Below are 12,978 nucleotides of genomic sequence, written 5' to 3' on the forward strand. Positions count from 1 at the left end.
AATTTTCAGGTGCTTGTCCGAGGATAGAGCCTCCGAACAGACGTGCACCTTAAAATCAATTCTAGAGCGTCATTATTTTACCCGAGGAATGACTTTTTATTCCTGGTGCTGATCTCAAACTTTCACATTTACAATATAACACAGGAAAATGACCGCGTGGGGTTCAACATTTCCCGATTTGGGTTCATTTTCTCTTGATTTGTACTAATTTCATATATTTGGTCTATAGTATATAATATACTCACATACCAAATTCAAGAGGGAGGCATTCCATGGTCGTTACATTCAATAATCTACACGAATACGTAAAGAATATTATCAATTACCTTCGTAAATCCAGGCAAGACGAAGAACTTGAAAAAAAGACCGGGGAAGACTCTCTTAAGGCTCAAGCTGACTTGATGGATCGAGTACTTTCTCCGCTTGCCATTCCATATGTCCAGTTGAAAGAATTGAAGTCTGGAGACAAAATATCGGCTAGACCAGTCTTCCAAGGAGTCATAGAGGATTTGCGCAAGGGGATATACCAAGCGATAGCAGTAAAGGAAATCTCTCGTATGGGCCGCGGATCGTACGCAGACATGGGACTTATTTACGAACTCATTAGAGAGAAGCGTATTTTCATAGTTACTCCATATAAAGTATACGATCCAAAAAATCCCGCTGATTTGCGTCAAATTAGATTTGAGTTATTCCTATCAAGAGAGGAATTTGAAACAACAAGTGAACGACTGATGGGTGGGCGTGTTAGCAATGCTTTGGCGGGGCAGTGGGTATCCGGCGCAGCTCCGTTCGGATTTACGTATAACAGCGACACTCGTAAACTTGAGATTAATGAGTCAGAAGCCTCAGTGATACGTACAATTTTTGATTATTATGTAAATGGAGTGCCCATGCCAGACGGGAGCAGACGCGATGTTAGTTTTAGAGCATTAGCTACCTATATCAAAAAACATACTCCCCTACTTACGCCACGAGGAAAAAGAGAATGGCATCCTACTCAGTTACGGCAATTAATTGAGAATGAGAGATTCATCGGCACAATGCGGTTCAGAACCACTCAACGTGTTGGGGGTAAACAAGTTCCTCGTCCAGTAGAAGAACATATCATCGTCCGAAATGCAGTTCCTGCCATAATTGATATAGTTACCTGGGATAAAGCGCAAGAAAAGCTTAGAAATTCGGGGGACAAACCAAGAAATACTATGGAATTTTCTCCTTGCGAACTAGCAAGCATAGCGGTTTGCAAAGTTTGCGGGCGAAAAATGGTTCGAAATTATAGTGTTCAGAATTACAAAAGCAAAGTAACTGGAGAAGTAACTCAGTACCATAAGGAGTTCCTTTGGTGTACCACTTCTGCTTGCACGTTTGTAAAGTATCGAGAAGTTGAGGCTGATTTACTCTATTTTCTCAAGTACCTAATTGATATAGATAATGAGTTGTTTCGCGAACAGATAGCTGCTATCGTTGAAGATAAAAAACACAAGGATGGCTTAATGTCACAAGAGGACATGCTCCAGCTTATCGAGCAAAGAGAGAAAGAACTAAAAGACAGAATGGACTTCGTATACGAGCAATACGAAAAGAGGAAATACTCCGAAAAAATGTTCGATGAGCGAAAAGCCGTAATAGACGAGGAAATGTTCCAGTTAGAAGAAATGAAAAAATCAGCAATGACAGTAAATACAAATAGCCCCACTACGATCAATGTGGAGTCTGTAAAAAGTAATCTGAAATCGATTGTTGAAGCTTATAAAAACTGCGAGGATAAGACCGATAAAAACACTATTCTAAGAAAGGTGTTTGCGAAGGTAGTTGTTGAAATAACTGAGAAGGGTCGAGGTAGGATACCTTCGAAGTTTACACTATATCCGATTCTGAAGTTTGATATCCTAAATCCTGATTCTTTGCATTTATGAGTATATAATCAATTCGTCTGCCGAAATCAGCGCGAACCGTCCAGCTTTAAAGTTGCCTTCCTGCGTGAGGGACAGCAGGTTCCACAGAAACTTCTCGTCGCATTTCAGCATTTCCTGAAACTCCATCAAGCCCCGGTTGGCCTTGTTCAGCTCTCCATCGAAACGGTAAGCCCTCGGATCGGATTCCGAGCCGTACTCGGTAATCGTGGAGAAATCGATACTCCCCGTCAGGTCGGCGATATCCTGCGATTTCGGATCAGACGGACTGAACGTCCCGATGCCTACGCGGCTATCTTCGGACAGCAGCACGCGCTCCACCAGCACGTCTTCGATGCGTCCCCCATAATCATCCCGCAGTCGGATTTGGCAGGAGGGGCACAGGTTGCCCTCGATCCTCACGCCGAATTCCTGCTCGATCTCGCTTCTCAGCTCATGCGGAATTAAGTGCAAAGGCTCCTCGTGCATCGGGCAGCCTTTGATTGCATATACAGCGCCTTGATCCGTGCGCGAGAACTGCTCAAGCCCGCGCTTGAGCATCGTGACAATGGTCGATTTCCCCCCGCTAACCGGTCCCATCAAAAGCAAGATCCGCTTGCGGACATCCAACCGACGCGCCGCCGAATGGAAATATTCTTCCACCAGCTTCTCAATCGCAGAATCGAGCCCGAAAATCTCTTTTTCGAAAAAGTTATACTTTCTACGCCCATTTTCTTCCAGGATGCCGTGGGAGGCAATCATTTCGTACACCCGTGCATGCGCCGTCATAGCCAGATGCGGATGCCGGCGGAGCAGCTCGATGTACTCGGCGAAGGTTCCGGTCCAGGCCAGCCTTTCGGTTTCCGTGCGATAGTCGGCGATTTTCTTGAATATATTCATGATCTTTACCTCCTGAGGGTTTTGCGCTAAGCAAAACCGGCTTCGAAAGGATACGCTTTGAGTCTTGCTTTAGCAAAACTGGCTTCGAAAGGATACGCGCTTCGAAACGATGCGTAACGCCGTTAGCCGCCGCTTCCGGGCTTCGGCCCCGGCTTCTTCTTCGGATTTGAAGTGTAATAAATACCTATGCAGGAAGCAAAGGGAAGTTGACCGAAAATTTCTGACAAAATCGGAAAAGAAGCGCGTAGGCTTGTCCGGACGGAAATAACGAAAGGAAGGGCAAAACGGAGGGAACTTTAAAACGCGGCAGAGCGCATACCGGGGTGCTGGAAGATCAGGCAAGCCGGGGAACCGTTACGGGCGCCCCTCGACTTGGAGGCGCCGGACGGCTTCTTTCCGCGCACGATGCAGTCTTGTTTTGATCGTCGTGAGCGGGAGCTTTAAATAGGAGGCGATTTCGCCGGGCTTCAGTTCGTATTTGGCCTTAAGCAGCAGCACGTCCCGAAACGGCAAAGGCATCTCCAAAATCATCCCGAACATTTCACGGCTGTCCTCGCGCTTCAAATACTCCTCCTCCGCGGACGTATGGGCCTTCTCCGTCTCGACACTGTCCACAACCGTCACTTTGCGAAAATAGGAGCTTCTCCGATAATCGAACACGGTATTGCGGGTAATCGTGAGCAGCCACGCCCGGACGGAGCCGTCGCCCCGAAACGAAGCAATTCGGCGGTAAGCCTTCAAAAACACATCCTGGGTAATATCGTCGGCCACATCGTGCTTGCGGGTTAATCCATAAGCATAAGCCCATACCTCACGGCGGTGCTGCTCCATCCATGATCTAAAAAGAACCTCATCCTTGGAGGACGGGCGATTTTCCAAGTTACGACAATTGTTGGTTTGTTCTAATTTTTGCGGCATCTCTATCCAAGCCTCCTCCGACAAACGAGCGCTTCCGGAGCGCTTTTTTTCTTTATTATGAACTCCATTACTTAACGATGAACTAAGAAAAGTTAACGAATTTCTTAAGATTTTCTATATAAAGACGAAAAAAACGCGCCTACCCCTGCAGGTTCGGCACGTTTTATGTGCAGTTTCTTAAGAATTAGGCTTCTCTCCCAGAATATTCAGGCGCACCGTAAAGACGGTTCGTTCCTCGTCGCTGGATGCGGAAATGGTTCCTCCGTGCAGCTCGACGATGCTTTTGGCGATCGCCAAGCCGATGCCGGAACCCCCGGTATGTGTCGCGCGGGATTTCTCCACGCGGTAAAACCTATCGAAAATATGAGGCAAATCGGTTTGCGGGATCGTATCGCCGTAATTGATGATCTGGATCACGGCTTCGTCCCCTTCCTTGAAGCCCATCACCTCAAGATATTTCCCTTCGCTGCCGTACTTGATCGCATTGGAGATCAAATTCTCGAATACCCGCCGGAGCTTGTTGCCGTCGGCCATGACCAACATCTGTGATTCAAAAAAGGTCATATGCTGCTCGATCCCGGCCTCCTGAAGCTGCAGCCGAAACTGCGCGGAAAGCTGGCGCATCATCTCGACCAGATTGATCGGAGCCTTCTGGATCGTCGCTCCCGTAATATTGCTTAAGCGGGTATATTCGAACAAATCCTGAATTAATTGAAACAGCCGCTGTGATTCCTCGTACGCCATGTTGACATAATAACGCAGCTCCACTTCGTCCCGGTAACGGTCCTGCTCGATCAGACCGAGATATCCGGTAATCGAGGTGAGCGGAGTACGCAGATCGTGAGATACGTTCGTAATCAGCTCGTTCTTGGTGGATTCGGCCCGCCGTTCCTCGTCAATCGACGTCTTAAGACGCTCGACGACCTGATTGATGTTCCCGGCCAACTGGCCCAGCTCGCCGATTGATTGCACGGGCACCTTATGATCGAAGTCGCCGTCGGCGATCCGCTGCACGTCCTCGATAATATGGATCAGGTACCTGTGGTAGCGGGCGTCTTTTTCCCGTTTAAAAAAATATAAGGCCGACAGCATGAACAAAGGCAGCGCCGTAAGATAGTAAATATCGGGATAGCCGATATAATAATTAATCCAAATGAACAGTGAATTTAAAGACAGCTTGGAAAAATATATCGACTTGGCGATCGTCGAAATGACCGACAGCACGACCGCGGTCGTTAATGCGCTCCAGAAGAGCGGTACCGCGACTCTCCAGTTAGTTCTCAATTTTGTACCCTACCCCCCACACGGTGTGAATCAGCTTTTCTCCCGCCATTTCCTTCTCCAGCTTCTCGCGCAGCCGGCTGATATGAACCGTGACGGAGTTGTTCGTCTCAAAATATTTTTCCTTCCAGATTAGCTCGAAAATTTCCTCCGAACCAAAGACCCGGCCCGGATGGCTGGCCAGCAAAAATAAAATGCCAAATTCGATCGGCGTCAGCTTGATCGGGCGTTCGTCGATGGTGACGGCATGATTGCGTTTATCGATTTGCATCGATTTGATCTTGATGATCCCTTCCGCATCCGGCTGAGCCGTCTGCGCGCTGAAATACGACCGCCGCAGCAGCGACTTGACCCGCGCCACCAGCTCCAACGGATTGAAGGGCTTGCCCATGTAATCGTCGGCTCCCGTCATCAGGCCCAGAATTTTGTCCATATCCTCGTCCTTGGCGCTCAGCATCAGGATCGGCGTCGTCTTGTCCTCCCGGATTTTGCGGCAAACCTCCATCCCGTCCACTTCGGGCATCATCACGTCCAAAATGACCAGATGGACGGTTTCCTCCTCGATCCGTCTTATGGCGTCGATTCCGTTATGCTCCTTAAGAACCTCATAGCCTTCGTTTTTCAAGTAAATTTCAAGCAAATTCGCGATTTTATGATCGTCGTCGACGATGAGGATTCGTTTGTTCATTCTAGTCTACCTTCCTTAACCGGTTAGTTTAACGGCAGATTACCACGTTCCGGGAAGGAAATCAACGACTTGGCTTTCCTCGGTGCCGTACGGCCATACGGTGTCTTCCTTTCTCATGCTGCGGACATATCGTTTCTCCTCCTTCTCGGGCGGCAACAAATTGTCCCCGTCATGGCTAACAGATTCCATAGCAAAGCGCGCTTCCTTACTTTACCGCCTGTTCGTTAACCGAAAGCTAAGCAAAGCTTACGAAAAGGTTACGCTTCCTTGCTAAAATCTAACAATGCCGGACAAGCCTTGATTCCTGAATCGTCCCGTTGTATGTTCATCATAAGAACAAGAAAGCGATGTGATCGATTCGATGGGTTTTTCCGCCAAAATCATTCGGCAAGAGGATCAAAAAACGACGAGCTGGTCGGGAGGAGCCACGACGCAAATGGCGATCTATCCCGAGGGCGCGTCGTATGAGCAGCGGAATTTCGACTGGCGAATCAGCAGGGCAGCGATTCATGCGGAGGAGTCCGTCTTCACGAGCCTGCCTGGCTACCGAAGATTGCTGATGGCAACGCAAGGCCAATTTGTGCTGGAGCACGAACAGCAGCATACGGCCGTTCTGAAGCCTTTTGATCAAGACCGCTTTGACGGGTCTTGGACGACCCAGTGCCAGGGAAAGGGGAACGACCTCAACGTGATGCTGGGGCCTGGCTGCTCGGCCGAAATGCTGCCTGTCCTGATCCGCGATACTTACAGAGAGGATGTGCAGCAGCGTCTGGGTTCGGCCGCGGATACGGTGAGCTACGAATGCGTTCATCCGGTTGACGGGGATGTGGAGTTTTCAGCGGGCGACGATTTGTCGGTTGTGCTGCGCCAAGGGGACTTGCTCATTTATAAAATTAACGGAAGGCCGGAGAAGCCGCTTGCGTTCCGCTATGCGAAGGTTGGGGCTCCGGTTCATGTGGTGCGCATCACCATCCGCGGGTCAAGATAAAAAACGACGGGGTCCCTGGTAAACAGGGACCTCCGCCGTGAACTAACCGATTGCCACAAATTTGATGCATACGGGCTTGGACACATCGAGTCTATTCCCTGTAGGCGATAGCTTTCCGGTAGCCTCGTCCCGCGAGAACGTCACGATTTGATTCGAATCCCGGTTGGCTACGAGCAGGAAGCGTCCGTCCGGCGAGAGCGCGAAGTTCCGCGGATGCCCTCCAAGCGTCGAGGCATGCTCGACGAGCGTTAGTTTGCCGGTCGAGGAATCGATGGCGTACACCACGATGCTGTCGTGTCCGCGATTGGAGCCGTACAGAAATTTGCCGTCCGGCGAGATGTGAATATCGGCGCACGCATTATCCCCTTCATAAGAAGCGGGCAGCGTCGAGACGGTCTGGATTTCGCCGAGCTTACCGTTCTCCTGATCGTAGGTGAATGCCGTGATCGTTGAACCCAGCTCGTTGATAACGTAGCCGTAAGGCAGCGACGGATGAAAAACAAAGTGCCGCGGTCCCGATCCGGGCGCTACCCGAACTTCGTCATGAGGAAGCAGTTGCCCGGCGGCGAGGTCGAGTTTGTAAGTAAAAACGCGATCCAGCCCCAGATCGCAGACGACGGCGTAGCGGTTGGAACGGTCGACGAATACGGAGTGCGCGCGAGCCTGATTTTGCACGGGCAGGACGCTGGAGCCTTCGTGCCGGCGGATGTCCGCGGTCTTGCCGATGCGTCCGTCCTCCAGCAGCGGAGACAGACCGATTAGGCCGCCGTGGTAGCTTGCGACCATGATGTATGTATGGGTACGGTCCAAAGTAATGTGACACGTGGTCGCCGGCACCGTCAGTTCCTTGCCGAGCAGCGAGAGCTTGCCGGTACCGGGATCGAACCCGTATGCCGCGGCAGCCCCGCAGCGCTTGCCTTCGGCATCGGTTCCCTCCGTGATCGCATATAGCTTCAAGCCCTCAGCATTCACATCCAGAAACGTCGGATTTTGCAGCCCGGCCGTTTGATCGGTCAGCTCGAGACTTCCGGTATCGGGATCGAACCTGCAGGCGTACAAGCCCGGATCGGCCGCATCCGCATACGATCCCAAAAAAGCGAAGATCTTCTTCTTGCTCTCCATCCAAACACCTCTCAATCTCATTCATGTCCTATAGGCATTATCGCAAATCTGCTGTCCTCAGGCAACCGGGCCGCTTCTCGCGTATTCGCTGGCCGCATGGTAAAGAGGACCTCCCGTGAGGAAGGTCCTGAGTTGAGAAAGTGGTCAATTGAGATAATAGAGGTTACGAGGGTTGGGGTATCTACTTCCGGACGCTGTTGTCAGCGGGAAATTTTGATTGAAGCCGCTTAGTAGCGGATATTTCCCGCAGACAAAGGCGAACGCTATCGCTCCTCCACTAGATACCCCACCTCCGTTTGCATCTCTATTTTTTTGTAAAAATCCACTTTTTCAACAGCCTAAGGACCTTCCATTACGGGAGGTCCTTGAAGTCTAAGTAATATCGCATCGCGGGCGCTTTGAGGCGCGCTTCGTTCATTTTCGATTAGTACGCGCTGTTGGACTGCTCGCCTTTGACGATCGATACGCCGGAGCTGGAGCCGATCCGGGTAGCCCCCGCTTCGATCATTGCTTTAACATCCTCCAGGCTGCGCACGCCGCCGGACGCCTTGACTCCGATGTCCGGGCCTACCGTTTTGCGCATCAGCGCGATATCCGCTGCCGTCGCTCCACCGGTCGAAAAGCCCGTCGACGTCTTTACGAAATCCGCGCCGGCCTTCACCGCCAAACGGCATGCCCGCTCCTTCTCTTCGTCGGTCAAGAGGCAGGTTTCGATGATGACCTTCGTCAGCGCCTTACCTTTGGCTGCTTCGACGACGGCTCGGATATCCTGTTCCACCAGATCGTCCTGCTTATCCTTGAGCGCTCCGATATTGATCACCATATCGACTTCCGTCGCTCCGGCAGCGATAGCTTCCCGGACTTCGAATGCCTTCACTTCCGGCATCGTCGCTCCCAATGGGAAACCGATGACCGTGCATACTTTCACGTCCGGCGTGTCCTTCAGCACTTCAAAAGCTGTCTTCACTTGTACCGGATTGACGCACACCGAGGCGAAACGGTATTGCTTCGCTTCCTCCGCCAACCGGATCACCGCCTCACGGCTGGCATCGGCTTTTAATAAGGTATGGTCGATTAATCGGGCGATTTCGTTCATTGTCATCTGCTTATTCCTCCGTTCGTTTTTCAACCCTCGAAACTAAGATTAATGAATTTCTGCGTGCACCAGAACCGGACGTTCCACTTTGCCGGAGGCGATGGTGTACGATTCGTAGATGCTTTCAATCACGTCATCCACCGTTTCGCGATTGCTGTGAATGGTAACAAGCGTATCCCCGGGCTTCACTTCGTCGCCGATTTTTTTGTGCAGCATCAGGCCGACACTCAGATCGATCTCGGATTCCTTCGTTGCGCGTCCCGCGCCCAAGATCATCGCCGCGGTGCCGATGCTGTCGGCGACGATCTCCGAGACATAACCCGCTTCCTTCGCCTTCACCTCGATACGGTATGCGGCAGCCGGCAGCTTAGACGGGTCGTCTACGATCGACGCGTCTCCGCCCTGCGCGGCAATGAACGCTTTAAACGTCTCCAAGGCCCGCCCGCTGGAAATCGCTTCCTCCAGCTTGCTCCGCGCTTCGCTCACGCTAGCAGCCTGCTTTGCCAAATATACCATATGACTGCCAAGCGTCAAGCACAGTTCGTGCAAATCTTCAGGACCTTCCCCGCGCAGCGTATCGATCGCTTCCTTCACTTCGAGCGCATTGCCGATCGCAAAGCCGAGCGGCTGATTCATATCGGAAATGACCGCCATCGTATTGCGTCCCACGTTGTTGCCGATGTCCACCATCGCCTTCGCCAGCTCCTTGGCGCTGTCCAGGTCTTTCATGAACGCGCCGGCGCCCACTTTGACATCAAGTACGATAGCATCGGAACCGGAGGCGATCTTTTTACTCATGATCGAGCTGGCCATCAGCGGGATCGAATTGACCGTCCCGGTCACATCGCGAAGCGCATAAATCTTTTTGTCCGCCGGGGTCAGGTTTCCGGTCGGTCCGGTCACCGCAACTTTCACTTCGTTCACTTGCTTGATAAACTGTTCGCTGCTGATTTCAGCCTGGAATCCCGGAATCGCTTCGAACTTGTCCACTGTGCCGCCAGTATGGCCGAGTCCGCGCCCGGACAGCTTCGCTACGGGAACGCCGACCGCGGCGACGAGCGGCGCAAGAACGATCGTCGTCGTATCGCCGACGCCTCCGGTGCTGTGCTTGTCCACTTTGACGCCTTCGATAGCGGACAGATCGATCGTATCTCCCGACGCCACCATAGCCATCGTCATATTCGCCGTCTCCATCGGAGTCATGCCGCAGAAGAAGGCCGCCATCAGAAACGAGGACATCTGGTAATCCGGGATCGTCCCGTTCGTATAGCCTTGCACGATGAAATCAATTTCCGTCTTGCTAAGCTCGTGACCGTCACGCTTGCGGGCAATCAAATCAACCATTCTCATGTTTCTCGTCTCCCCGTGTTTAGTATAGTATCGAATATTTTATAGGAACAGCCCGATGAGCGTGGCCGACAAAATCGAGGCCAGCGTCGAGCCAAGCAGCAACTTCAAACCGAACTGCGCGGCCTCGTCTCCCCGTTTGTCGTTCAGCGCTTTCACCGCGCCGGTGATAATGCCGATGGAGCTGAAGTTCGCAAAGCTGACCAGGAATACCGAGACGATCCCGACCGTACGGGCTGACAAGCCGGAAGCAATGTCTTTGAAGCTGAGCATCGCAACGAATTCGTTGGTCACAAGCTTCGTCGCCATGATGCCTCCCGCCTGCACGGCTTCGCTCCATGGAATGCCCATCAGGAACGCGATCGGTGCGAAAATATACCCCAGCACGGATTGGAACGAAATGTGGAATATCAGCTCGAAAACGTAGTTGATCATATTCATCAAAGCGATAAAGCCGATGAGCATCGCGCCCACGATAATCGCCACTTTGAATCCGTCCATAATGCTTTCGCTGATCATCTGGAAGAACGATTCCTTCGGATGATGCTCCTCGTCAGCCACAATCGTCGCCTGTTCTTCCTCCGGATCGAGCTTGTACGGGTTAATAATGTTGGCGACAATCAGCGCCGAGAAAATGTTCAGCACGATGGCGACCACGACGTACTTCGGTTCAAGCATCGTCATGTATGCTCCCACGATCGAGATGCTGACCGCGCTCATCGCCGATGTGCAAAGCGTGTACAGCCGCTGCTTCGTGACCTGGCTGAGCTGCTTCTTCGTCGTCAGGAACACTTCCGATTGACCGAGCAGCGCGGCGGAAACCGCCACATAGTTTTCCAGTCGGCCCATGCCGTTCAATTTGCTGAGCGCCAGCCCTACATATTTGATGACGAACGGCAGCACCTTCACATAGTTCAGGATGCCGATCAGAATCGAGATAAAGATGATCGGCAGCAGCACGTTGATAAAAAAGGTCGAAGCACCCTGATTTTCCAAGCCGCCGAAGACGAAGTTGACGCCGCCTACCCCGAATTCCATCAGCTTATTGAACAATCGGGAGACGAACGTAATCAACTCCAGACCGATCTTCGTATTCAGTATGATAAAGCTCAGCACAATTTGCGTAACGAGCATAGCCAGAATCGGTCTGCTGCGAATTCCTTTCCGGTTGTTGCTGAACAAATATCCCACCGCAAACACCAGCAGCAATCCGGCCGCTACAAATAAAAATTTCATCGGAATTCCCCCAGCCTCGTCTAATTTGGCACGTAAAGAGAAGCGAACTGTTGATTGAAAGCGTTAGCAACGAATGCAAAAAAGCTTCAACACCGAACACGAAGATAGAACAATGGGTCTGTACGATGCTGTCATTTTAGCATTTCCTTGGCCATAATGTTTTTATGTGCTTTAAACATGATGTTGTTTCGAAGCGGCTTCGATTACAATTTAACTATAACAAGCGTTTGAACAAATGTAAATATATTATTGAACTTTTGTTCTTACCAATAAAACAATTTTGAACAAATTGTGGAATAACTTGCGTCTCCTATGGTTGACCCTATGATTTCGCTTCCAAAATTGCGTTTTTCTCGATCATTTGTATGGTTTATTATTCACATTCGTTCTTGGATAGGGCAAAAAAAGAAACCATCCTAGCTTGCGCCCGGATGGTTCCTTACCCCTTTAGCGGGATGCCGAATCTGATAGATTGCGTTACCCTTCTTGCTCCAATAATATTTTGGCCGTGTACTGATCCGTTACCAGTACATTCGCGTACTGCGCTTTCAATGCGCCGCGGATGCCTTCGACTTTTTTCAAGCCGCCTGCGATGAGAATCGACTGGTCTTTTGTCTTGAGCTCGTGCAGCTCGATCCCGATCGTGCGGGCATTCAGCGTCTCGTTGCAAATGGCGCCGTTTTTATCGAAGAACCGGGAAGCGATATCCCCTACCGCATGGTCGGCGATCAGCTGCATATCCTGCTCCGTGAAATAGCCGAGCTGGAACAGCAGCGAGTCCGTCCGAGGCACGCCAACCGTGAACAAAGCGATGTTCGCCTGCTTCCCCATGTCAAGCAGCTTCCGGATGTGGCGGTCCGCCTCAATCGCCTGTTTCACCACGACGTGGTCGACGATAGCCGGCAGCGGCAGCTGATAAGGCGTCGCATCGAACGCCATCCCGAACAAATGAAGCGTTTCCGAGGCATATGTTTTCTTCTCGGAATGGCTGACGCCGCCCTTCAACTGGACGATTCGGACGTCCTTCAGCGCTTTGTGCTCCAGATGCGTCGCCACCTGATAGATGGTCGTGCCCCAGATGGTGCCGATGATATCGCCGTCCTGGACGATTTCCCTCAAATAGTCCGCCGTCAGCTTGCCCAAATACTGCTTGATCACATGATCCTCGAACAACGGGATGGACGCGACCAGCGCCCGCTTCAGCCCGAACTTTTCTTCCAACTGTTCGCTCAGGATTTTGCGGTCCTCGGTCGGGTCCGAAATACGAATCTCGACGATTCCTTCCTCTTTCGCCTGCTGCAGTAGACGGGAAACGGTCGGCCGGGAAACCTCCAGCTTGTTCGCGATATCCTGTTGGCTGTAATCCAGCAAATAGTAAAGCTTGGCGGCCTCGATCATTTTTTTTAGCTTCTCTTGTTCCATAAAGCCCCCGACTCCATCCCTGAACACTTTACCATGTATTGTTACACAAATGTCCGCCGTACTGCAAGCGTTTTAGCTCAAAAAC

Annotated in this window: 11 protein-coding genes and 1 pseudogene; 2 read left to right on the forward strand and 10 right to left on the reverse strand. The window is 51.3% G+C overall.

Annotated elements, in window-relative coordinates; genetic code table 11:
- Positions 1-272 precede the first annotated feature (272 nt).
- Entirely contained in the window at positions 273-1,919 is a 1,647-nt protein-coding gene (locus NI000_RS04555; protein WP_253408134.1) for a recombinase family protein, read from the forward strand.
- A 3-nt stretch (positions 1,920-1,922) separates the two neighbouring features.
- Here the strand turns inward: NI000_RS04555 and NI000_RS04560 are convergent.
- The 5 genes and pseudogenes from NI000_RS04560 to NI000_RS04580 all read right to left on the reverse strand — a co-directional run.
- Positions 1,923-2,795, reverse strand: a pseudogene (locus tag NI000_RS04560) (protein prkA); the annotation flags it as partial.
- A gap of 354 nt (positions 2,796-3,149) precedes the next feature.
- Positions 3,150-3,626 (reverse strand): RNA polymerase sigma factor, encoded by a 477-nt coding sequence (locus NI000_RS04565; protein ID WP_253408136.1) that lies wholly within the window; start codon positions 3,624-3,626, stop codon positions 3,150-3,152.
- 264 nt (positions 3,627-3,890) lie between these two features.
- On the reverse strand, positions 3,891-4,997 hold the full coding sequence (locus tag NI000_RS04570) for a sensor histidine kinase (protein WP_253408139.1): 1,107 nt from the start codon (positions 4,995-4,997) through the stop codon (positions 3,891-3,893).
- Positions 4,987-5,682 carry a response regulator transcription factor gene (locus tag NI000_RS04575; protein WP_253408141.1) on the reverse strand — a complete coding sequence of 232 codons (696 nt, stop codon included), beginning with the start codon at positions 5,680-5,682 and terminating at the stop codon, positions 4,987-4,989. Before NI000_RS04575 ends, NI000_RS04570 begins: the two co-directional genes overlap by 11 nt.
- 39 nt (positions 5,683-5,721) lie before the next feature.
- Positions 5,722-5,871 carry a hypothetical protein gene (locus tag NI000_RS04580; RefSeq protein ID WP_253408143.1) on the reverse strand — a complete coding sequence of 50 codons (150 nt, stop codon included), beginning with the start codon at positions 5,869-5,871 and terminating at the stop codon, positions 5,722-5,724.
- 172 nt (positions 5,872-6,043) lie between these two features.
- Here NI000_RS04580 and NI000_RS04585 point away from each other — a divergent pair, with 172 nt between their 5' ends.
- Positions 6,044-6,670, forward strand: coding sequence for a HutD/Ves family protein (locus NI000_RS04585; RefSeq protein ID WP_253408144.1), 627 nt, complete (start codon positions 6,044-6,046; stop codon positions 6,668-6,670).
- 42 nt (positions 6,671-6,712) lie between these two features.
- Here the strand turns inward: NI000_RS04585 and NI000_RS04590 are convergent, their stop codons facing one another.
- The 5 genes from NI000_RS04590 to NI000_RS04610 all read right to left on the reverse strand — a co-directional run bounded on the left by NI000_RS04590 (position 6,713) and on the right by NI000_RS04610 (position 12,893).
- Positions 6,713-7,792, reverse strand: a complete 1,080-nt coding sequence (locus NI000_RS04590) for a lactonase family protein (protein ID WP_253408146.1) — start codon at positions 7,790-7,792, stop codon at positions 6,713-6,715.
- Positions 7,793-8,216: 424 nt separating this feature from the next.
- Positions 8,217-8,894, reverse strand: a complete 678-nt coding sequence (deoC, locus tag NI000_RS04595) for a deoxyribose-phosphate aldolase (protein WP_253408148.1) — start codon at positions 8,892-8,894, stop codon at positions 8,217-8,219.
- Positions 8,895-8,936: 42 nt separating this feature from the next.
- The gene (locus tag NI000_RS04600) at positions 8,937-10,238 is read right to left on the reverse strand and encodes a pyrimidine-nucleoside phosphorylase (protein ID WP_253408150.1); all 1,302 of its coding nucleotides are present in this window, start codon (positions 10,236-10,238) and stop codon (positions 8,937-8,939) included.
- 39 nt (positions 10,239-10,277) lie between these two features.
- Positions 10,278-11,471: a NupC/NupG family nucleoside CNT transporter gene (locus tag NI000_RS04605; protein WP_253408152.1), complete on the reverse strand. Its 1,194-nt coding sequence runs from the start codon at positions 11,469-11,471 to the stop codon at positions 10,278-10,280.
- 477 nt (positions 11,472-11,948) lie between these two features.
- Positions 11,949-12,893 (reverse strand): sugar-binding transcriptional regulator, encoded by a 945-nt coding sequence (locus NI000_RS04610; RefSeq protein ID WP_010496337.1) that lies wholly within the window; start codon positions 12,891-12,893, stop codon positions 11,949-11,951.
- Positions 12,894-12,978: the final 85 nt, after the last annotated feature.

This window comes from Paenibacillus tyrphae (assembly GCF_024158745.1).
GTDB classification, from domain to species: Bacteria; Bacillota; Bacilli; order Paenibacillales; family NBRC-103111; genus Paenibacillus_G; species Paenibacillus_G tyrfis_A.

Excerpts from the sequence above, each read along its gene's own strand:
- NI000_RS04585 (WP_253408144.1), top strand. The coding sequence starts at position 6,044 with ATGGGTTTTTCCGCCAAAATCATTCGGCAAGAGGATCAAAAAACGACG.
- deoC (WP_253408148.1), bottom strand. The coding sequence starts at position 8,894 with ATGACAATGAACGAAATCGCCCGATTAATCGACCATACCTTATTAAAA.
- NI000_RS04590 (WP_253408146.1), bottom strand. The coding sequence starts at position 7,792 with ATGGAGAGCAAGAAGAAGATCTTCGCTTTTTTGGGATCGTATGCGGAT.
- NI000_RS04580 (WP_253408143.1), bottom strand. The coding sequence starts at position 5,871 with ATGGAATCTGTTAGCCATGACGGGGACAATTTGTTGCCGCCCGAGAAG.
- NI000_RS04600 (WP_253408150.1), bottom strand. The coding sequence starts at position 10,238 with ATGAGAATGGTTGATTTGATTGCCCGCAAGCGTGACGGTCACGAGCTT.
- NI000_RS04555 (WP_253408134.1), top strand. The coding sequence starts at position 273 with ATGGTCGTTACATTCAATAATCTACACGAATACGTAAAGAATATTATC.
- NI000_RS04610 (WP_010496337.1), bottom strand. The coding sequence starts at position 12,893 with ATGGAACAAGAGAAGCTAAAAAAAATGATCGAGGCCGCCAAGCTTTAC.
- NI000_RS04575 (WP_253408141.1), bottom strand. The coding sequence starts at position 5,682 with ATGAACAAACGAATCCTCATCGTCGACGACGATCATAAAATCGCGAAT.
- NI000_RS04565 (WP_253408136.1), bottom strand. The coding sequence starts at position 3,626 with ATGGAGCAGCACCGCCGTGAGGTATGGGCTTATGCTTATGGATTAACC.
- NI000_RS04605 (WP_253408152.1), bottom strand. The coding sequence starts at position 11,471 with ATGAAATTTTTATTTGTAGCGGCCGGATTGCTGCTGGTGTTTGCGGTG.